Here is a 20,676-nt window from a genome sequence, read left to right on the forward strand (position 1 = left end):
AATAGTTTGTGGTATACTGGTAGAAGATAGAATGAGGAGAGAAAAACATGGAACCAGTGAAACTTTTTCAATACAATACCTTAGGTGCCCTAATGGCGGGTCTGTACGGGGGTTCATTTACGATTGGAGAACTCTTGGAACACGGAGATCTCGGAGTTGGGACGCTTGATTCTATTGATGGAGAGTTGATCGTTTTAGATGGTAAGGCATATCAGGCCAAGGGATCAGGGGACCATCCTGAAATAGTCGAAGTTTCTCCGGATGCAAAGGTTCCTTATGCAGCAGTCGTCCCTCACCAAGCAGAAGTGATTTTCCGCCAACGTTTTGAAATGACAGACGAGGAATTGGAAGCCCGTATTGAGTCTTATTATGATGGGGAAAATCTTTTCCGCTCCATTAAGATTCATGGTGACTTTGCCAAGATGCATGTCCGTATGATTCCAAAATCAACACCTGAGATGAAGTTTGCAGAGGTTGCCACCCATCAGCCAGAGTATACACGAGAAAATGTTACTGGAACCATCGTCGGTTTTTGGACACCAGAAATTTTCCATGGCGTGAGCGTGGCTGGTTATCATTTGCACTTTATTTCAGATGACCACACCTTTGGTGGCCATGTCATGGATTTTGTCATCACAGAAGGGATTGTAGAGGTGGGGGCCATCGATCAGCTGGATCAACGTTTCCCAGTTCAAGACCGTCAGTACCTCTTTGCCAAATTCAATGTTGATGAGGTCAAAGAAGACATTAATAAAGCAGAATAAAAAGAGGCTGGGACAAAAGTCCTAGCCTCTCAATTATTTTTGGATTGTCGAGCAAGACGCAGTGGTTGAGTGGGCTCTACTACGCTGATTTCATCAGCTTTTACAGCCCTACTCAACTGTGCGGAGGTGGGACGACGAAATCGAATTCTAACGAATTACCGATTTCTGTCCCACTCTCTTTTATTTTTGAAATCAGTCTGTTAGTTTCATGGCTTTGATTTTTTCTTCTTCTGGGGTGACCCGCAGAGTCTTTTGGCCGGTGTAGGTGACAAAACCTGGCTTTCCACCAGTTGGTTTATTGAGTTTCTTGACTTCGATCATATCTACTTGGACCAGGTTTGAGAGACGGGCCTTGGAATAGTAGGCGGCCAACTCTGCAGCATCGGTCTTCACTTCATCCGATGGATTTAGATTTCCTGTAATGACGACGTGGCTTCCCGGGATATCTTTGGCATGGAACCAGAGCTCATCTTTCTTAGCGATCTTAAAGGTCAGTTCATCGTTTTGCAAATTATTGCGACCCACTAAAATGATGGTTTTTCCATCACTAGCTAGGTATTTCTCAGGTTTTTTCCGTTTATGAATTTTTTCGCGATTGCGCCGTTTGATAAAGCCGGTCTGGATTAGCTCTTCTCGAATTTCTGCCACCTCAGCTAGGCTCGCTTGAGAAAGGGCTGTTTCAACCGTTTCAAGATAAGAAATGGTTTCCTTGGTTTCTTGAATGAGGATGGTCAAATGTTTGACGGCTTCTTTTAACTTCTGGTAGCGTTTAAAGTAGCGTTGGGCATTTTGATTGGGGGTCAGGGCCTTGTTGAGTTGGATGGTGATCGGTTCATTGGTATAGTAATTATCTAGGACAACTTGGTCTTGGTCGTTTGGTACCTGATGGAGGAAGGTTGTCAGCAATTCTCCTTTTTGGCGGAATTCTTCCGCATTGTCGGTCGCCGCTAACTCCGCCTCTTGTTTGGCTAATTTTTTCCGGTTCTTTTCAAGATCGTTTTCGACCTTGCGGATCAACTCACTGGCCTGTTGTTGCACCCGATCGCGCTCAGCCTTGTCTCGGTAATAGTCATCCAGCAGATCGGAAAGTGTCTCAAACGTTTGACTAGTCGCATCTGCAAAGGGGATAGCCGAGAAGGATTTGGTTGTTAGGCGTGGCTCAGTTGGAGCTTGGAAAAAGGCACGGAAGGTCTTTAATTTTCCATCCGTCTCAAGTCGCTTGGCTAATTCTTGAGCCGTATCTCGCCCCAAACCTTGGAAACATATTTGAAGGTTCTTTGGACTTAACTCTTCCTTGTGAAGAAGGGCAAAAAGGGCTTCATCTCCAATAGTAAAAGGATTGACAGCGTCGGTTTTCGGAGGAGCTACATAAGTTGATCCAGGGAGAATGGTCCGGTAGCTATTTTGTGAGAAGCCGACGTGTTTGATAGCTTCGATGATTTTATTGCTGGTGCGGTCCAGGAGAATAATATTACTGTGCTTGCCCATGATTTCGATCATGAGGCTGACAGAAATAGCATCTCCAATTTCATTTTTATTGGAGACACGGATTTCGAGAATCCGGTCGTTCTCCATTTGTTCAATCCCTTCGATGACAGCGCCTTGAAGATATTTGCGCATAACCATAATAAAGGTATTGGGAAAGGCAGGATTTTCAAAGTTGGTCTGGGTCCGTTGAATCCGTCCAAAGACAGAATGGGCTGAGAGTAAGAGTTTTTGGTTTTTCCGATTGCCTCGGATTTGGAGCACTAATTCTTGCTCGAAGGGTTGGTTAATTTTTTGAATGCGGCCACTCAAGAGTTCGGCCTTCAATTCTTGCACCATATGGTGTAAAAAAAATCCATCAAAAGACATGGGATTCCTCATCATTCTAGCGTTTATTCTAGTAAATTATAACAAAATTAGTGCGGAAATCCCAGAGAGAAGCAAGAGGATGTTGAATAGAAAATGCGAACGTTTCCAAAAAAATGCAGAAAAAGTATTGACATTTTTGAAAGAAAACTTTAAAATGTAAGAAATTAGAAAAGTAGTAAATGAAAGTTTCAAGAGAGCCTACGGTTGCTGAGAGTAGGTAGCGGCAGTTTATGAAATTGGACTAATGATGAGATGAATTTGAAACAATAAAAATTCGGTTGGCACACCTTATCGTGCAACTTGTTGCTAGACAAGACAGAGATATGGGGGAGACTATCCTTTTCCCATAAGTGAGGTGGTACCGCGATGACACGTCCTCACATAGCTTTTGCTATGTGTGGGCGTGTTTTTTGTTTTAGATGAGAAGGGAGAAAAGATATGAAGAAACGATGGCGTCTCATTCTTTAGAGGATGAAAAATAGAAGAAAATGAAAAAATAGAAGAGGTATTAAAGATGAAAAATAAACGGTTAATGGGAATTATTGGTTTGATTGCAGCAGCAGTCATTGGGACAGCGATCTATTCAGCTACAGCAGGCAAAGACAACAAGGCAGCAACTAGCAATGAAAAGGCTAAAGTTGGGGTCTTGCAGTTGGTCAGCCACCCTTCGCTTGATTTGATTTACAAGGGAATTCAAGATGGTTTGGCTGAAGAAGGTTATGACAAAGACAAAGTGGACATTGATTTCCTCAATGCAGAAGGCGACCAAAACAAGGTTGCAACCATGAGTAAACAATTGGTAGACAAGGATAACCAAGTCTTGATTGGAATTGCAACCCCATCTGCTCAAGGTTTGGCTAGTGCAACCAAAGACAAACCAATTGTCATGGGTGCTGTAACCGATCCAGTCGGCGCAAACTTGGTCAAAGATTTGAAAAAACCAGGTGGCAATATCACTGGGGTATCTGACCACAATCCAACTGAGCAACAGTTGAAATTGATCAAAGAGTTGACTCCAAACGTGAAAACAATCGGGATCCTTTACTCAACCAGTGAGGATAATTCTAAAACGCAAGTAGAAGAATTTACAAAATTAGCTGAAAAAGCAGGTTACAAGGTGGTTCCTTATTCAGTCCCTTCTACAAATGAAATTGCTTCTACCGTGTCTGTAATGTCAGGCAAAGTCGATGCCATCTGGGTTCCAATCGACAATACTATCGCATCAGCCTTCTCAACTGTTGTCGAAGCTAACAAAACAGCTAAAAAACCAATCTTCCCAAGTGCGACAGCTATGGTAGAAGCTGGTGGTCTTGGTTCAGTCGTTGTCGACCAACATGATCTTGGAGTAGCAACTGGTAAAATGGCTGCGAAGATCTTGAAAGGTCAAAAACCTGCGGATACACCTGTTGAAATCTTTAGCCAAGGAAAATCTGTCATCAATAAAAAAGTCGCAGATGAATTGGGCATTACTATTCCAGAATCTGTCTTGAAAGATGCTGGACAAGTCATTAAATAAAAAGGAAACGAATCACAAGAATGGCAGGGGAATTTGGCTTTGGCAGGTCTTTAAATCGTGACCTTTAAAAATGTCTACCAGTGCTCATGACCAACTATGTTACTCATGGTAGAGGAGAAAGATATGGAAGTTAAGATAACAGATCTTCATCCGACCCAACTATATTTATCAGAAAAGAAGTTACAAGCTATCCAGATGCTGGATCAGTCGGCAGACATCATCAATGTGGATCCAATTAGTGTTCTTGCATTTGGAAATCGCTTCTTGATTACAGACGGGCATCACAGGGCTTATCAGGCTTTATTGGCAGGTCGGGATACGATTACTGCTGAGTTTGATAGAGATGGTGGCGATGAGTTGTATGCTCTCTATGCGCAAGCTTGCGAGGAAAGAAAGATAACCTCTGTTTTGGATTTGAAACATCGTATCTTACCTCAAGATGAGTATGAAGCAAAATGGTATAACTGGTGTGATGGTTTTAACCAAGCAGCCACTCTTCTATTGAAGAGGCAAGCAGATGCAACAGACAAGGCAAATAGATAATGCACTGCCTCTTGTTCCTTTTTCTATTGAATTAGTCTCATCTAACTTGTTTTTTAACTAAAAATCTGATAAACTATGTAGTAATTGAATAGAAATCTGCAAGACTAGTATCTCAAGGGAAGTGCGACAGGGAGAAGAGCCGTGACTGAAAGCTCTTTGCATGAAAGCTGAGTGAATTCACTTGCGTAAAGGATTTAGAAATTAAGGTCTGGTTTACGGATAAAAAACGGATGGTACCGCGTGTCAACGCTCCGAATGTGGGTGTTGGCGCGTGGTTTTTTCTATGTCTGTAGAGGGACCATGATGGAGGAAATATGTCAACGATTGAAGAACAATTAAAAGCGCTTCGTGAAGAAACGCTGGCAGCTTTAAAGCAGATTTCTGCTGAAAATGAAAAAGAATTGCAAGAACTACGGGTCTCTGTCCTTGGGAAAAAAGGATCTTTGACCGAGATCCTCAAAGGGATGAAAGATGTCTCTGCTGAGATGCGTCCGGTTATCGGGAAACACGTCAATGAAGCCCGCGATGTCTTGACGGCTGCCTTTGAAGAAACAACCAAACTCTTGGAAGAAAAGAAAGTCCAAGCGAAACTAGCTAGCGAAAGCATCGATGTGACCCTTCCTGGTCGTCCGGTTGCTAGTGGTTACCGTCATATCTTGACCCAAACCAGTGAAGAAATCGAAGATATCTTTATCGGTATGGGTTACCAAGTCGTCGATGGGTTTGAAGTTGAAAAAGACTACTACAACTTTGAACGCATGAACCTTCCAAAAGATCACCCAGCGCGGGATATGCAGGATACCTTCTACATCACAGAAGAAATCTTGCTTCGGACCCATACATCACCAGTACAGGCGCGTGCTATGGATGCGCATGACTTTAGCAAGGGACCTTTGAAGATGATCTCTCCAGGGCGAGTGTTCCGTCGGGATACAGATGATGCGACCCACAGCCACCAGTTCCATCAAATCGAAGGTTTGGTCGTTGGGAAGAATATTTCTATGGCAGACCTTCAAGGAACGCTTCAGTTGATCGTGCAAAAGATGTTTGGTGCAGAACGCCAAATTCGTTTGCGTCCTTCTTATTTCCCATTTACCGAGCCATCGGTTGAGGTAGACGTTTCTTGCTTCAAGTGTGGTGGAGCTGGATGCAACGTATGTAAGAAAACTGGTTGGATTGAAATCATGGGAGCCGGTATGGTTCACCCACGCGTCCTTGAGATGAGTGGTATTGACCCAACAGTTTATTCAGGATTTGCCTTTGGACTTGGTCAAGAGCGTGTGGCTATGCTTCGTTACGGAATCAATGATATCCGTGGCTTCTATCAAGGAGATGTTCGCTTCTCAGAACAGTTTAAATAATCATGTTAGTTAGAGTAAAAATCGACCAGGCACAGACCCTGCGTGACCTAGAGGTGGAAACCTATCGGGATACCTTTGGTCCCTACATCGCTGATGCCGATATGGAAGATTATTACCAGACGGTTTTATCGCTAGAGCAAATCCAAAAGGATTTGGCAGAACCTGAATCAGAGACCTATTTTGTCCTTGATCACAATCAGGAAATTTGTGGTTTTCTCAAGTTTAACTGGGGAGAGGCACAAACAGAGCCAGTAGAGATGAACAATGCTTTTGAAATCCAGCGGATCTATGTCAAAAAAGAACATCATGGCAAGGGCTATGGCAAGGAAATGTTTACCTTTGCCTTGAAAGAGGCTCAAAAACGTGGATTTGACTGGGCCTGGCTGGGTGTCTGGGAACGAAATTATAAGGCCCAAAACTTTTACAAACAATTCGGATTTGAACGTTTTAGCGAGCACCACTTTATCACAGGGGAAACCGTGGATACAGACTGGTTGCTGCGCAAGCATTTGAAGGAGAATCCGCAAACTTAATTGTGGGTCCAAATTGAGAGAAAGGAATTGAAAAGGTCTCACCTAGTGGGATCTTACGATCAGAATTATGTTAGTATCATATAAATGGTTAAAACAATTGGTGGACGTGGATGTGCCATCAGAAGAGTTGGCTGAAAAAATGTCAACCACAGGGATCGAGGTAGAAGGTGTGGAATCGCCTGCTACTGGTCTCTCAAAAATTGTCGTCGGAGAAGTCTTGTCTTGTGAAGATGTGCCAGAGACACACCTTCATGTCTGCCAAGTTAATGTGGGGGAAGAAGAAGCGCGTCAAATCGTCTGTGGAGCACCAAATGTGCGAGCAGGCATCAAGGTGATGGTGGCTCTTCCAGGTGCTCGCATCGCAGATAACTACAAGATTAAAAAAGGGAAAATCCGTGGTTTGGAATCCCTTGGGATGATCTGTTCACTTGGTGAGTTAGGCATTTCTGACTCAGTTGTACCGAAAGAATTTGCGGATGGCATCCAAATCTTGCCAGAGGATGCTGTTCCAGGAGAAGAAGTCTTCTCTTACCTAGACTTGGATGATGAAATCATCGAGCTTTCTATCACTCCAAACCGTGCAGATGCTCTTTCGATGCGTGGGGTAGCACATGAAGTAGCAGCCATCTATGACAAGGCAGTCAACTTCAAAGAATTTACTTTAACAGAAACAGACCAAGTTGCAGCGGATGCTCTTTCTGTCAGCATCGACACAGATAAGGCTCCTTATTATGCAGCTCGTATCTTGGACAATGTAACCATCGCACCAAGTCCACAATGGTTGCAAAACCTCCTCATGAATGAAGGCATCCGTCCCATAAATAATGTGGTTGACGTGACCAACTATATCTTGCTTTACTTTGGTCAGCCCATGCATGCCTTTGACTTGGATACCTTTGAAGGAAATGACATCCGTGTACGTGAAGCGCGTGCAGGTGAGAAATTAGTGACCTTGGATGGGGAAGAGCGTGAGTTGGAAACAAGTGACCTCGTGATTACGGTTGCTGACAAACCTGTTGCCCTTGCAGGTGTCATGGGGGGAGAGGCTACAGAAATCTCTGAAAAGTCTACTCGTGTAGTTCTTGAAGCGGCTGTTTTCAATGGCAAATCGATCCGTAAGACTAGTGGTCGCCTCAACCTACGCTCTGAATCATCTTCTCGCTTTGAAAAAGGCATCAATGTGGCAACTGTTAATGAAGCCCTTGATGCCGCAGCAAGTATGATTGCTGAATTGGCTGGTGCAACCGTACTTAAGGGCATCGTTTCAGCAGGCCAGTTAGACACTTCTGATGTAGAAGTTTCTTCTACTCTTGTAGACGTTAACCGTGTCCTTGGAACAGAACTTTCCTACGCGGATGTCGAAGATGTCTTCCGTCGTCTTGGTTTTGGCCTTTCTGGAAATGCAGAAAGCTTCACAGTCAGCGTTCCTCGTCGCCGTTGGGACATCACTATCGAAGCGGACCTCTTTGAAGAAATTGCTCGAATTTATGGTTATGACAAATTACCAGCAACCCTTCCAAAAGATGACGGGACAGCAGGTGAATTGACAGCGACTCAAAAATTGCGTCGCCAAGTTCGGACTATCGCTGAAGGGGCTGGATTGACTGAAATCATTACTTATGCACTGACAACTCCTGAAAAAGCAGTGGAGTTCACGACTGCACCAAGCAACTTAACGGAGCTCATGTGGCCAATGACTGTGGATCGTTCGGTCCTCCGTCAAAATATGATCTCAGGAATCTTGGATACTGTAGCTTATAATGTCGCTCGTAAGAACAAAGATTTGGCCCTCTATGAGATCGGAAAAGTCTTTGAACAGACAGGTAATCCAAAAGAAGACTTGCCAAACGAAATCAATAGCTTTGCCTTTGCTTTGACTGGCTTAGTTGCTGAAAAAGACTTCCAAACTCCAGCTGTTCCAGTTGACTTCTTCTATGCCAAGGGAATCTTGGAAGTCCTCTTTACTCGCTTGGGTCTTGAAGTGACTTATACAGCAACACAGGAAATCAAGAGTCTCCACCCAGGACGTACAGCCTTGCTCTCACTTGGTGACCAGGTGATTGGGGTCTTGGGACAAGTCCACCCTGTAACAGCTAAGGCTTATGACATTCCAGAAACCTATGTGGCAGAATTGAACTTATCTGCTATTGAAGCAGCTCTTCAACCAGCCGCAGCCTTTGTGGAAATCACCAAATTCCCAGCTGTGAGCCGTGATATCGCCCTTCTCCTCAAAGCAGAAGTGACCCACCAAGAAGTGGTTGATGCGATTCAAGCTGCTGGCGTGAAACGCTTAACAGATATCAAACTCTTTGACGTTTTCTCAGGTGAAAAACTAGGACTTGGCATGAAGTCTATGGCCTACAGCTTGACCTTCCAAAATCCAGAAGATAGCTTGACAGATGAAGAAGTCGCACGCTACATGGAAAAAATCCAAGCTTCACTTGAAGAAAAAGTCAATGCAGAAGTGCGTTAAGATGTAAAAAGATGAAACAGTTGAGAATTTCTCAACTGTTTTTTTCTTCCAGGATTTGCAAGTTATAGGCCTTAAAACCCTATAAAAATAAAGAAATTCCTTTAAGTACTCAAAATATCCATGTCAACCATCCTGCTATTATTGACAAATATTTTTATTTTTTTGACAAATATGCTTGTCAAAAAGGAAAAGAAGTGTTACAATGATTTTAGTTGAAAGAAGGAGAGGTTTTCTTATGGGAGCCATATGGATTCTATTTATCCCTTTTCTGGTTATCATTTATGCAAGCTCAGAAAAGAAGATAAAAAAGTTGAACAAACGTATTAAAAGATTAGAAAAACAAGTGAAAGGAAATCAAGACATGTCTAGACTTTTAGAAGAATTGAAAGGCCAAACGGTCACTGTCACAGTAAATGGTTTTGGAACCAAATATGAAATTATGGATATCGACGAAGATTGGGTCAAATTGAGTTGTGATACGATTAATCAACAAAGAGAAACCAAATTAGTCCGTATCGAAGATATTCAAGATATTCAACTATAAGGGGGCGAAAGCCATGATCTTAAAAAATCGACTGAAAGAGCTGAGGGCGCGTGATGGACTCAACCAATCAGAACTAGCCAAGCTAGCAGGGGTCTCGCGCCAGTCCATCAGTCTCTTGGAGCGGGGGGAATACACCCCATCGGTTATCATTGCGATCACCATCGCCCAGATTTTCAAGGAACCGGTGGAGAATGTTTTTAGTCTAGTAGAGGGAGAAGAATAACAATGAAAAAGCAACAACAAGAACAATCTGCTCGTTACCGTTTTTGGAGAAATGTCGGAATAATCACAGGTTCTGGCTTGATTGGAGGAGTCATTGGTTTTTTGACAGTCATGTTCGGATCCGAAAAGCCCCTTGAAATCGAATCCTTCTTTAGTAAAGAAATACTCCTTTTGGGCTCAATACTTTTGTTTCTTATCTTGTTTATGGTCACGATAGCCTTACTAATAAGCGCGAGAAAAGTCCATCAAAAAATACTCCAGATAGAAGACGAAGACGAAGCCTATCACTATGGCATCCAGAAGGAAAAACTGTATGGGTTAGCGACCATTTTTAAAGGTATCATGATCTTGCCATACTTTTTAGTCGTCATCTTTTATAGTCAATTGGTGTATATGGATAGACCTTCCACAGGGCACTTGGCTTTTATCTTTGGCACTTTTACCATGCTCTATCTCTTTCTTGTTTTGATTGCCCTATTTTTCTTATCGGATATCTTCTTTCGCAAGACCTTCCATTTGCTTTATGGAAAACCGATTCCCCGCAATGCTAATGCCAAGGAAGTGCGTGAATTTATGATGAGTATGATGGATGAAGCAGAAAAGCAGATTAGCTACGAGGAAAATTTCGAAGTGGTGGTTAAGTTAAGCAATTATATCTTGCCTTTTGCTTTAATTGGAATTTTCTTGATTGGTACCTTTTTCCATACCGATATCTTATTAGCCTTAGTAGTTGTATCACTAATTTATATCTATATCTTGGTCTCACAATACAAGATTACCAAACGTTATTATAAAGAGTAAAGGAGTCATTCATGTTAGAAATTAGACATTTAGAAAAAAGCTTTGGCAATAAGCAGGTCCTCTTTGGAGTGGATCTAACAGCTCAACAAGGGCATATCCTTGGTTTGGTTGGGAAAAATGGGGCTGGGAAAACCACCATTTTCCACAGCATCCTGCGCTTTTTGGACTACAGCGGTGAGATCCGCCTAGATGGCAAAGCGATTACGCAAGAAACTTACAAAGAAATTGGTTATTTGCCTGAAGAGCGTAGTCTCATGCCAAAACTCACGATTTTTGAGCAGGTCCGCTATTTGGCTGCCTTAAAAGGAATGAGCACTGCCGAGGTCAAGGAAAAATTACCGACCTGGATGGAAAAACTCCAAGTAAAAGGGAAATTGACTGATAAAATCAAGAGCCTCTCAAAAGGGAACCAACAGAAGGTGCAACTGATCATCACCTTGATCCATGAGCCTAAATTGATCATTTTAGATGAACCCTTTAGCGGACTGGATCCGGTCAACACAGAAGTGCTCAAGCAGGTCATCTTTGAAGAAAAAGAGCGTGGAGCCACCATTATCTTTTCTGACCACGTCATGACCAACGTCGAAGAGTTGTGTGATGATATCCTAATGATCCGTGATGGTTCGGTGGTCCTTTCAGGGCCTGTCCAAGAGGTCCGGAATAGCTATGGCAAGACTCGCCTCTTTGTCTCTAACGACTTTAGCAAAGAAGAGCTAGAAGCTCTGCCACACGTGACCAAAGTCAGCATGACCAAGCAAGGGACTTGGAAGCTGATCTTGGATGATGCGTCAGCGGGTCCAGAATTATTTGATCGCTTAACCAAGGGCCACTACCTTGCGACCTTTGACCACCAAGCCCCAACTATTGATGAGATCTTTAAACTTGAATCAGGAGTAGAAGTATGAAACAGATGTTTGTCGTAATGAAAGAAACCTATATCAGACAAGTGAAATCATGGAGTTTCCTCTTCATGGTCTTCGGTCCCTTCCTCTTTTTGGGATTGAGCATTGGAATCGGTTATCTGACAGGTTCTTCTACAGATGCCAAAAACCAGGTGGCCTTGGTGACAGAAGTTCCAGCTGTCAAAGAAAGTCTCAAAGGAACTGATGGCTTGACTTTTGACTACAAAGATGAAGCTGCTGCTAAAAAAGCCATCAAGGATGAGAAAGCCGCTGCTTACTTGACGGTCGATGAAAAAGATGGCCAGCTAGAGGCCACTTATGTGGGTGATCAAGCCATGAAAATGGAATTGAAAAGCCTTGTTGCTGCTAAATTAAGTCAGGTCCAACAAGGGATCAATCTAGCGCGTGCCAATCTAAGCAAAGAGCAACTGACAGCCTTGTCTCAACAGGTTTCTCTCAAAGAAAAAATTGACGAGAAAAAAGAAGGCTTGAAAATGGTGCAAACCATGGTTGCAGGTGGTCTGGGAATGCTGCTTTATATGATTTTGATCTTCTACTCTGGTATCACAGCCCAAGAAGTGGCCAGTGAAAAGGGAACCAAGATCATGGAAGTGGTCTTCTCTAGTATCAAAGCAACCGACTATTTCTTCGCACGCATGCTCGGACTCTTCGGTGTGATTATTACCCATATTTTTGTCTATGTAGTTGGGCTAGTAGCTGTTTGGATCTTTAGAGCAGATATCCCTGTTGTCAAGGATATTCTTGCTCCAAACTCTCCAATTACCCAACACCTAGCAGAAGCGATCTCGCTCAATACCGTCTTCTTCATTATCCTTGGGGTCTTTATGTATGTGGTGCTCTCTGCCTTCTTAGGATCCACAGTAGCACGACCTGAAGATTCAGGAAAAGCGATTTCGCCACTGATGATGTTAGTCCTCTTTAGCTTCTTTGGGGTAACCACCTTGGGAAGTGCCGGTGATGTCTTCTTATTGAAGATCGGTTCCTACATTCCATTCATTTCAACCTTCTTCATGCCTTTCCGTACCATTAATGGCTATGCGACTGGTCTTGAATCTTGGGCTTCATTGGGAATTGCGGTTCTCTTTACCATCGTGGGAACAGTGCTCATCGCCCGTATCTATGCCAGCCTGATCCTTCAGACCGATGACCTCGGACCGTGGAAGACCATCAAACGTGCTCTTAGCTATCGTTAATTAGGTAAGCTCTCGGTTACAGCTGAGGGCTTTTTGAATGGAGGTTACAATTTTTTTGAAAGACTTGTCTCTAACTATTAATAAATTGCAGAAAATTTAGTATGTTTTTTCATGGAAGAAAGAGTATTTTTCTTCAAATTATGATATGATGGAGAGGAATAATAAGATTTGAGGGTGAATATATGGATAAACTCCAAATAAAATCCAGCCCAATGGATGCGCAAGCGGCTATTGGTGAGTTGACTGGTGTTGATGTATCACAAAATGAGAATAAACAAGTAGAATTTAGTTATTCTGCTGGTATAGCAGGTATGGAGAAGGGAAAAGAGGTAAATAATCACTTACTTCAAGCTTTGGGTAAATTTAGTGAAGCTGTTCTGATTCAAGCTAATAAATTTCCTCAAATTGCCGCTGTGCTTGAAAAACGTGATGTAGAACAGGCTCAAATATGGGGAAGCTAACCATGATGGAGGATGTTAATAAAAATAAGCGAGATAAACTATTCCAGGAAATTGTGAAAACAGAGCGACAAGAAGATCTTATTTTTAATTTAAGTCGTGAGTATCAACAAAGTTTAGATGAATTTTTAGAAGATCTTTCGATGATCACACGAGAAGCAGAAGAAAAGTTGTCTATTTCATCTCAAAATATCTTATTTTTTCAAGAAAAGAATGAAATGGATTTAATTGCAAGAAATTATGTGGTTAGACAGATGGATGGTGTCAGTGAAGAGTTTCGGAATGTTTTAAAAAACTTAGACATTCAGAGAGAAAAATTGATAAGAGAAAGGAATAGTTTGCCGTGGGAGTGAGATACAGTTCATCAGAATCTGCTGCTTTGATTGAAACTATGAGCAGTAATATTCAAATTGCTACTCAGATTACAGAAAAACTTACTAGTGGAAGTGATCATTTAATTGCAGAAATCGAAGCAGGTAGACTTCAAGGTGCTGCATATGAGGCAGGGAAAAATTTATTTGGGAATATTATTATCCCATGTATCCAAAAATTACAAGAAGCGATCGACGATATTCAGATTGAATTAAATTCATACAAAAACGCAGATGCAGTTGTATCAAAATATGGAGAATTAGATTTAGATGATTTGAAGACACAAAAACAGAGTTGGGAAAAACAGCTTTCAAAGTATCAAGATCTAATCAGAAAGAATGAGGATTTTTTCAATCGTGTTGGAGCATTTCTTACCGCAAATCTGGATCAAAATTTATCAGAAAATAGAGTTCTTCATGAACTGGCTGATAAAACACGGATGCAAATCAAAGATGTTGAAGAAAAAATTGAAAAATTAGAGTGGTTTGTTGAGCAAGTCAATCAGTATTTTTCAGACAGTCTTGAAATTCTTAATTTAGCGATTGAAGGAGCAGGACAACTAAGTCAAATTATAGTTGATAGCAACGGAAATTACTATGCGGATGGTGTCGACATGACTTGGTTTGACAAAATGAAACAAACAAAAGTTGTTTCCTACGCTAAAAGAGACTATCAGGATGCCTTAACAAGGACTTTAAATCAAGCGTCGAGAGATATGTTATTATCAGATGATGGTGATACCTATTATCGGGAAGAGTTAAAAAAACGCTTAAAAGGACATGATCGGTCACAGTGGAAAAAAATAATTGATGATTATAACCATACTCTAAAAATTGACAATGAAGGGAATTTAATTGAAATTTTTGATAATAGTGCTTATAAAGATCGACATTATCAAAAAGATGATAACTTTTCTGTTCTAAAAAATGGGAAGTATGATAGTGCTTCTACGAGATTGATCAACGAAAAATATCAAGAACTTCTTCAAGAAAATTTTGAAGCTAATTCTGCTGAATTTTGGGGTGGAGTTAGTCAGATGTTATCAGGTTTACTACTTGACTTTGCTAGCGTAGCAGCAGAAACTGGAGGTTTAGCTTTAGCTCCTGAGACAGGTGGGGCAAGCTTTATTGCTGGAACAACTGCAGCAGAGGTTGCTTTAGATGCAGGCAACGCACTCATATTTAGTGGGGTAGTATCTGTAGGATCCGCTATTAGTAAAACAGGTAGCGCAAACGCTGAAATTCAAGTTAATTATTCTAGCAACTACGATAGCTGGCAGGCAAATAAACCGACGAGTAAGACTTTTGGGAAAAAGGTTTCTGGACGAGTTAAAGGTAAAAAAGTCGATAATATTCGAGTTGATGCGGAGCCAGATAGTGGGAAAATCCAAGTTCAATCGGGAAGTGGGAAATCGGGTTATGGCCTCGACATAGATATCGAGGTTTCAAGGATTTCAAGTAGGCAGGATATTGTAGACTGGGTAAGCAAACATTCTGAACTAAAAGGACTTGGAAAAGGAGCTAAAGAAGAAGTTATCAAAAATATGTGGAAAGCTTTTAAATACTTAACGCAATAAGGAGTGAACAATGAAATTATATTTAAAAGGCGATTATACAAAAAGAGTACCTTATGGTTATTTAGAACTAGCTGGCAAAATGTGGTTTCCAGAAGAAAAGCAAGTATCTTACTCAAATGCAGGAGACAATGATGCATTACAAGAAGATTTTTCTGTAAATTTATCCCTGAGGAAAGGCACTGCCGATAAGAGATGGTCTAGTGTCCCCCTAAAGGAAGGGGTACGAAGACTCTTTTCACATCTTGACGAATGTATTGAGATAGAGTTTGAAAATGCATTCGCTACGGATTATAATGAAAAGGGAGACTATCTCCGTATTTTAACCAGCCATCTAGAAGTTTTAACAGTTGATAAACGCGCCATGTACATTATGGCGCTTGAGATTGCAAAGGTGATTGACGGGCAAATTAGCGAGGATAATAAGAAGACATGGCTAACAGTCGAGGAGTTTAGGAAAAAGCACGAGGCTATTCTATCTCTAACTTTTGAAGAAGCAAATGAACGAAGTTTGACTGAAATTCAAATGATGGATGTGGTAGATGACCCTCTTTGGGAGGAAGAAGCCACTCGTCGAAAAGAATATATACTAGCACATGGAGGCGATATCTCAGATTTATGAGACTATACATCAAAAGTGATTTTACGAAAAAAATAGACTTCACAACTAGAGAGCTTGTTTGGAAGATGTGGTTTAAGGAACGGAATGGCAAGAAAATAAGTTTCTCCAATGTTGGTGATGATGCTATGTTACAGGATGATTTTTACTTTGGTGTTCGGTTACACAAATGGTCTTCAGTTGACGAAAGATGGGATAAGGCTCCTTTTATAATTCCTAGTAATCCTTGGTTGTCTTTGGAATATGAGAGTATAACACTTGAATTTGAAAAAACTTTCATTACAGAGTGGAGAGAACGTGGAGATTATCTACGTATCGCAACATCTCATATAGATGTTTTAACTGTAGACAAACGTGCTTTATACATTATGGCAGCTGAAGTAGCATCTGCCATTGATGGTCAGATTAGCGAGGACGGCAAGCAAAATTGGCTAAGTGTAGAAGAATTTAAGGAATATCACAAGGATGTTCTTTCACTGACTTATGATGAAGCTGTTGAAATCAGTTTGGAAGAATTAAAGACAATGGTACCGGTAAGAGATCCTCTATGGGAAGAGGAGGAACGGCTTCGAGAAGAATACACCAAAATCCATGGTGAACGTGTTTATGACGATGAGGAAGACGATTGAAATTATATATCAAAGGCGATTACACCAAAGAAATTCCGTTTGATTATTTAGAACTAGCGAAGAGAATGTGGTTCGAAAGCTATCAAGGAGAAGGTATATCTCTCTCCTATTCTGGTTTTCTTCAAATCAGAGATGGGAATGATATAGCCATTCATCTAAAACTAAATAAACAGGATTATGACGAACGTTGGTTGTGTATTCCGATACAAGAAGGGATAAAATATCGTTTTTATTCACAAATTGATGAAGACCTAAATTTGGAATTTGAGAATGCTTATGTAACAGATTTTCGAGAAAATGGAGACTGTTTGCGTATCGCTTCTACCCACCTTGAACTGCTCACTCTTGATAAAAGAGCGTTCTATATCATGGCCATTGAGATTGCCACAATCTTTAATGGACAAATCAGTGAAGACGATAAGAAAACATGGCTAACAGTCGAGGAATTCAAGGAAAAGCACCAAGATATCTTATCTCTAACTTTTGATGAAGCAAATGAGATGAGTTTGGAAGAAATTCAGACGATTGACGCTATTGATGATCCCATCTGGGAAGAATTGGATAGGAAGCGTGAAGAGTACATCAAAATCCATGGCGAACGTGTTTATGACGATGAGGAAGAAGATTGAGAATTTATATTAAAGGTGACTATACAAAAGAAATCCCGTTTGATTACTTAAAACTAGCAAATAGAATGTGGTTTGGGGAAAAAGATGGAATAGAACATGACTTGTCGTATGCAGGGTATCTAGATTTACCAATCGAGAAACTTTCTATCCACTTAAAATTAAATAAGTGGATGCATGATAATAGATGGAGTAATGTTCAGATTAAGGAAGGGATAAAATATGATTTTTTATCCCATAAATATGAAGATATAGAGCTAGACTACGAAGATGCTATGATGTCGGACTTTCGTGAGAAAGGTGAATGTTTAAGAATCGCTACTAAGCACCTTGAACTCCTCACCGTTGATAAACGTGCTTTCTATATTATGGCCATTGAAATTGCGACTGCTATTGATGGTCAGATTAGCGAAGATGATAAAGAGAGCTGGTTAAGTGTGGAGGAATTTAAAAACCGGTATGAAGATATCCTATCGATGAGTTATGAACAGGCTAATGAGATGAGTCTGGAGGAAATTCCGTTTATGGATGATGTGAGAGACCCGGTTTGGGCAGAAGATGACCGCAGAAATGAAGAATACATCCGAATCCATGGAGAAGTGGAGTTGGATGACGAGGACGACGAGTGAAACTATATCTTAAAGGTAACTACGAAACTAACATCTATCAAGCCTGTATGGAATATCCTTGGAAAATGTGGTTCAAGGAACGTAAGGGAGTGCAGGTTGAGTTTTCTTATGCACGTGATGATGACTTCTATTTTAGTGTTAGTTTGGATAAATTTTCTTCAAATGATGAGCGTTGGGGAATGGCTGATTTTAGAGTAGGCAACGATCCTTGGGCGACTTTTAAGTATGAAGATATAAATTTAAATTTTGTAGATTCCTATGAAAGTGATGGACGAGAAAAAGGAAACTATCTACGAATCATCACGACTCATAAAGATATTCTAACGGTTGATAAGCGAGCTCTTTATATCATGGCAATTGAGGTAGCCTCTGCCATTGGCGGTCACATTAGCGAAGATGATAAGGAAACATGGCTGAGCATTGAAGAATTTAAAACAAAACATGCAGATTTGTTGCATTTAACCTACAATGAAGCGGTTGACATTAGCTTGAAAGAGATAGAAGCAATGAAAGCTGTTGATGAGCCACTCTGGGAAGAATTGGATCGAAAGCGTGAAGAATACATCCGAATCCATGGAGAAGTGGAGTTGGTTGACGACGAATGAGGCATTCTACTTCAATCTGTAAGCCTTCAGTTGTTTCTGAGGGCTTTTTGATTTCACATTGACTTTTGCAAGCCTTTTCACTACAATAGAACTACAGAAAAGGAGGCGGACATGAACTATATTGAGTTTGCTGAAAATGAGCGTCTGTCCACGATTGTCCTTGGGATGATGCGGATCAGTCAGATGAGTGAAGACGAGGTGGAGGCCTTGGTGGAGGCGGCCTTATCGATTGGGATCAACACTTTTGACCTGGCGGATATCTATGGCAATGGTCAGTGTGAGATCCTGCTGGGGAAGGTTCTCAAGGGCCGTCCGGATCTTCGGGATCAGATGTGGATCCAGTCTAAGTGTGGGATTCGCAAAGACGGCTTTACCTATTTTGATTTTTCTAAGGACTATATTTTGGACTCCGTCAATGGCATCCTCGAGCGTTTGCAGATTGAGCGCTTAGATAGTCTCCTCCTTCACCGACCGGATGCCCTCATGGAGCCGGAAGAAGTGGCGGCAGCTTTTGATCACTTGGAGCAAGCGGGCAAGGTCCGTCATTTTGGGGTGTCCAATCAAAATCCTATGATGATGGAATTGCTCAAAACGGCTGTCAAACAGCCTCTCAAGGTCAACCAGTTGCAGTTGAGTGCCGCCTTTACGCCTAGCTTTGAGGCTGGTTTTCATGTCAACATGGAAGGGCCAAAAGCAGCCGTGCGAGATGGCAGTGTCTTTGAATATTGTCGCTTAACCGATACGGTGATTCAAGCCTGGTCTGCCCTCCAGCATGGCTATTTTAAGGGGAACTTTGTCGGCAAGGAAGAGTTTGCGGCCCTCAATCATGTCCTCAATGACTTGGCGAAGAAATACCAGGTCACTCCGACAGCCATCGCCCTTGCTTGGGTCCTCCGCTATCCGGGTAAGATGCAGGCTGTCATCGGAACGACCAAACCCCAGCATGTCCTTGAAGCAGGGAAAGCAGCAACAGTCACTCTAACCCGCAAGGAATGGTACCAAATCTACTTGGCTGCAGGAAATGATTTGCCTTAGAATCTTGTTAGTAGACCAGACTTCACTTGTATCAGTGGGCTGGTCTTTTGTTTTATACTTTACGAATTTTTCTTGACAAGTCTTTCTTTTTTATGGTATTCTTTATGCAACAAGTGTTGCGCAACAACTGTTGCGCGAAAGGAGTCTTATGCCACCCAAGGTTAAATTTAGTAAAGAGGCTATCATTGGGACAGCTTTACAATTGGTGAGAGAAGAGGGAATGGCTAGTTTGACGGCTAGAGCATTAGCGGAGAAACTGGGAGCTACACCGAGAGTCATTTTTGGGCAATTTGCTAATATGGCTGAGTTACAAGCAGAGGTTATTGGTGCTGCGGAAATGGTCGTGGTGGAGTATATTCGCAAGGCCTTAGAAGATGAGAAGCCTTTTCGATCTGTCGGGGTTGCTTATATCCTTTTCGCCTCAAAAGAGCCCCAACTATTTCAATTGCTTTTCCAAAATCCTAGCAAAGAGCCGATTCGTCGCTTTCAAGATTTTCTTCCTATGAAGGATTATAGTTACCAATTGGTTCTGGAATCGATTGTCGCAGACTATCCATTGACGTTAGAGGAGGCTAGTCGCTTGTACCAGCATCTATTTATCTACTCGCACGGGATGGCCTCTATGGTTGCTTCTGGTATTTATCAGTTCAGCATGGAAGAAGTGATTGGATTACTGACAGAGGTTTGTCAATCTCTCATCAAAGAAATGGTAGGAAAGAAATGATTCAACTAGAAAATGTGCACAAAAGTTACGGCCAAACTAAGGTTTTAAAAGGGATTGATTTGCAGATTCAAGACCAGGATGATGTGGTTATCCTCGGTCCTTCTGGATCTGGGAAATCAACTCTCTTAAATGTGCTGTCAGGATTAGAAAAGGTAGACGAGGGGCATATCCTCATTCAAGGACAAGATTTATCACAACTCACGGATGCTCAATTGACAGCCTTTAGACGTGAGAAGATTGCCTTTATTTTCCAGCAGTATTATCTATTGCCGAATCTAACGGTCAGACAAAATGTAAAGATGGGAGCTGACCTGGCAGACAATCATGATTTTTTGCAGATCATCGAGGATTTGGGACTTGGCGATAAGCTGGACAAATATCCGAGTGAATTGTCTGGTGGGGAACAGCAGAGAGTCTCCATTGCTCGGGCCTTGGCCAAAAAGCCAGAGATTCTCTTCTTAGATGAGCCGACGGGAGCTCTCGATGAAGAAACAGGGCGCAAGATTCTGGACTATATCTGGAAGTTAAAGGAAAAGCTGGGCTTCACCCTCATCATGGTGACGCACAACCAAAATATTGCGGATATGGCCAGAACCATCATTCGTGTCAATAGTGGCAAAATTACCGAAGTTGTGACCAATGATCAACCTCAGACTGCCTATGAGATTGGATGGTAAGC

23 protein-coding genes and 1 other annotated feature are annotated in these 20,676 nt (G+C 41.7%); of the genes, 22 read left to right on the forward strand and 1 reads right to left on the reverse strand.

Translation table 11 applies throughout. From position 1 onward, the window contains the following. Positions 1-47 precede the first annotated feature (47 nt). Complete coding sequence (gene budA / locus RDV49_RS05440; RefSeq protein WP_003007973.1) at positions 48-764, forward strand: acetolactate decarboxylase; 717 nt, start codon at positions 48-50, stop codon at positions 762-764. 192 nt (positions 765-956) lie between these two features. Here the strand turns inward: budA and RDV49_RS05445 are convergent, their stop codons facing one another. Beyond that, on the reverse strand, positions 957-2,618 hold the full coding sequence (locus tag RDV49_RS05445; protein WP_003007971.1) for an Rqc2 family fibronectin-binding protein: 1,662 nt from the start codon (positions 2,616-2,618) through the stop codon (positions 957-959). Positions 2,619-2,768: 150 nt separating this feature from the next. Then, positions 2,769-3,000: a binding site (T-box leader), on the forward strand. A 132-nt stretch (positions 3,001-3,132) separates the two neighbouring features. Here RDV49_RS05445 and trpX point away from each other — a divergent pair. The 21 genes from trpX to RDV49_RS05550 all read left to right on the forward strand — a co-directional run bounded on the left by trpX (position 3,133) and on the right by RDV49_RS05550 (position 20,674). Continuing rightward, positions 3,133-4,134: a tryptophan ABC transporter substrate-binding protein gene (gene trpX / locus RDV49_RS05450; RefSeq protein ID WP_003007967.1), complete on the forward strand. Its 1,002-nt coding sequence runs from the start codon at positions 3,133-3,135 to the stop codon at positions 4,132-4,134. Between the two features lie 123 nt (positions 4,135-4,257). Continuing rightward, a complete protein-coding gene (locus tag RDV49_RS05455) occupies positions 4,258-4,677 on the forward strand; it encodes a ParB-like protein (RefSeq protein WP_037607980.1) in 420 nt (139 codons plus the stop codon). Between the two features lie 314 nt (positions 4,678-4,991). Then, positions 4,992-6,038, forward strand: a complete 1,047-nt coding sequence (gene pheS / locus RDV49_RS05460) for a phenylalanine--tRNA ligase subunit alpha (RefSeq protein ID WP_003007963.1) — start codon at positions 4,992-4,994, stop codon at positions 6,036-6,038. Positions 6,039-6,040: 2 nt separating this feature from the next. Then, a complete protein-coding gene (locus tag RDV49_RS05465) occupies positions 6,041-6,571 on the forward strand; it encodes a GNAT family N-acetyltransferase (RefSeq protein ID WP_003007961.1) in 531 nt (176 codons plus the stop codon). Positions 6,572-6,638: 67 nt separating this feature from the next. Beyond that, positions 6,639-9,044 carry a phenylalanine--tRNA ligase subunit beta gene (pheT, locus tag RDV49_RS05470; protein WP_003007959.1) on the forward strand — a complete coding sequence of 802 codons (2,406 nt, stop codon included), beginning with the start codon at positions 6,639-6,641 and terminating at the stop codon, positions 9,042-9,044. A gap of 235 nt (positions 9,045-9,279) precedes the next feature. Then, a complete protein-coding gene (locus tag RDV49_RS05475; protein WP_037607978.1) occupies positions 9,280-9,588 on the forward strand; it encodes a hypothetical protein in 309 nt (102 codons plus the stop codon). 13 nt (positions 9,589-9,601) lie between these two features. Next, a complete protein-coding gene (locus RDV49_RS05480) occupies positions 9,602-9,811 on the forward strand; it encodes a helix-turn-helix transcriptional regulator (protein WP_003002675.1) in 210 nt (69 codons plus the stop codon). A gap of 2 nt (positions 9,812-9,813) precedes the next feature. After that, positions 9,814-10,611 carry a DUF3169 family protein gene (locus RDV49_RS05485; protein WP_003007954.1) on the forward strand — a complete coding sequence of 266 codons (798 nt, stop codon included), beginning with the start codon at positions 9,814-9,816 and terminating at the stop codon, positions 10,609-10,611. Between the two features lie 11 nt (positions 10,612-10,622). Continuing rightward, positions 10,623-11,516, forward strand: a complete 894-nt coding sequence (locus tag RDV49_RS05490) for an ABC transporter ATP-binding protein (RefSeq protein ID WP_003007952.1) — start codon at positions 10,623-10,625, stop codon at positions 11,514-11,516. Continuing rightward, on the forward strand, positions 11,513-12,727 hold the full coding sequence (locus RDV49_RS05495) for an ABC transporter permease (RefSeq protein WP_003007951.1): 1,215 nt from the start codon (positions 11,513-11,515) through the stop codon (positions 12,725-12,727). The genes RDV49_RS05490 and RDV49_RS05495 overlap by 4 nt, the downstream gene beginning before the upstream one ends. 182 nt (positions 12,728-12,909) lie before the next feature. Next, positions 12,910-13,188, forward strand: coding sequence for a hypothetical protein (locus tag RDV49_RS05500; protein WP_003007949.1), 279 nt, complete (start codon positions 12,910-12,912; stop codon positions 13,186-13,188). A 2-nt stretch (positions 13,189-13,190) separates the two neighbouring features. Beyond that, complete coding sequence (locus RDV49_RS05505) at positions 13,191-13,538, forward strand: hypothetical protein (RefSeq protein WP_050783539.1); 348 nt, start codon at positions 13,191-13,193, stop codon at positions 13,536-13,538. Then, entirely contained in the window at positions 13,529-15,133 is a 1,605-nt protein-coding gene (locus tag RDV49_RS05510) for a virulence protein (RefSeq protein WP_003007946.1), read from the forward strand. Before RDV49_RS05505 ends, RDV49_RS05510 begins: the two co-directional genes overlap by 10 nt. Positions 15,134-15,143: 10 nt before the next feature. Then, positions 15,144-15,752 carry a hypothetical protein gene (locus tag RDV49_RS05515; protein WP_003007944.1) on the forward strand — a complete coding sequence of 203 codons (609 nt, stop codon included), beginning with the start codon at positions 15,144-15,146 and terminating at the stop codon, positions 15,750-15,752. Then, on the forward strand, positions 15,749-16,378 hold the full coding sequence (locus RDV49_RS05520) for a hypothetical protein (protein ID WP_003007942.1): 630 nt from the start codon (positions 15,749-15,751) through the stop codon (positions 16,376-16,378). Before RDV49_RS05515 ends, RDV49_RS05520 begins: the two co-directional genes overlap by 4 nt. Then, positions 16,375-17,007 carry a hypothetical protein gene (locus RDV49_RS05525; protein WP_003007940.1) on the forward strand — a complete coding sequence of 211 codons (633 nt, stop codon included), beginning with the start codon at positions 16,375-16,377 and terminating at the stop codon, positions 17,005-17,007. The genes RDV49_RS05520 and RDV49_RS05525 overlap by 4 nt, the downstream gene beginning before the upstream one ends. Next, positions 17,004-17,633 carry a hypothetical protein gene (locus tag RDV49_RS05530; RefSeq protein WP_003007939.1) on the forward strand — a complete coding sequence of 210 codons (630 nt, stop codon included), beginning with the start codon at positions 17,004-17,006 and terminating at the stop codon, positions 17,631-17,633. Before RDV49_RS05525 ends, RDV49_RS05530 begins: the two co-directional genes overlap by 4 nt. Next, complete coding sequence (locus RDV49_RS05535; protein ID WP_003007937.1) at positions 17,630-18,238, forward strand: hypothetical protein; 609 nt, start codon at positions 17,630-17,632, stop codon at positions 18,236-18,238. The genes RDV49_RS05530 and RDV49_RS05535 overlap by 4 nt, the downstream gene beginning before the upstream one ends. Positions 18,239-18,349: 111 nt before the next feature. Continuing rightward, positions 18,350-19,273, forward strand: coding sequence for an aldo/keto reductase (locus tag RDV49_RS05540; protein WP_003007935.1), 924 nt, complete (start codon positions 18,350-18,352; stop codon positions 19,271-19,273). Positions 19,274-19,421: 148 nt separating this feature from the next. Continuing rightward, positions 19,422-19,997, forward strand: a complete 576-nt coding sequence (locus RDV49_RS05545; RefSeq protein WP_003007933.1) for a TetR/AcrR family transcriptional regulator — start codon at positions 19,422-19,424, stop codon at positions 19,995-19,997. After that, entirely contained in the window at positions 19,994-20,674 is a 681-nt protein-coding gene (locus RDV49_RS05550; RefSeq protein WP_003007931.1) for an ABC transporter ATP-binding protein, read from the forward strand. Before RDV49_RS05545 ends, RDV49_RS05550 begins: the two co-directional genes overlap by 4 nt. Positions 20,675-20,676: the final 2 nt, after the last annotated feature.

The organism is Streptococcus parasanguinis, assembly GCF_031582885.1.
GTDB lineage: Bacteria > Bacillota > Bacilli > Lactobacillales > Streptococcaceae > Streptococcus > Streptococcus parasanguinis_M.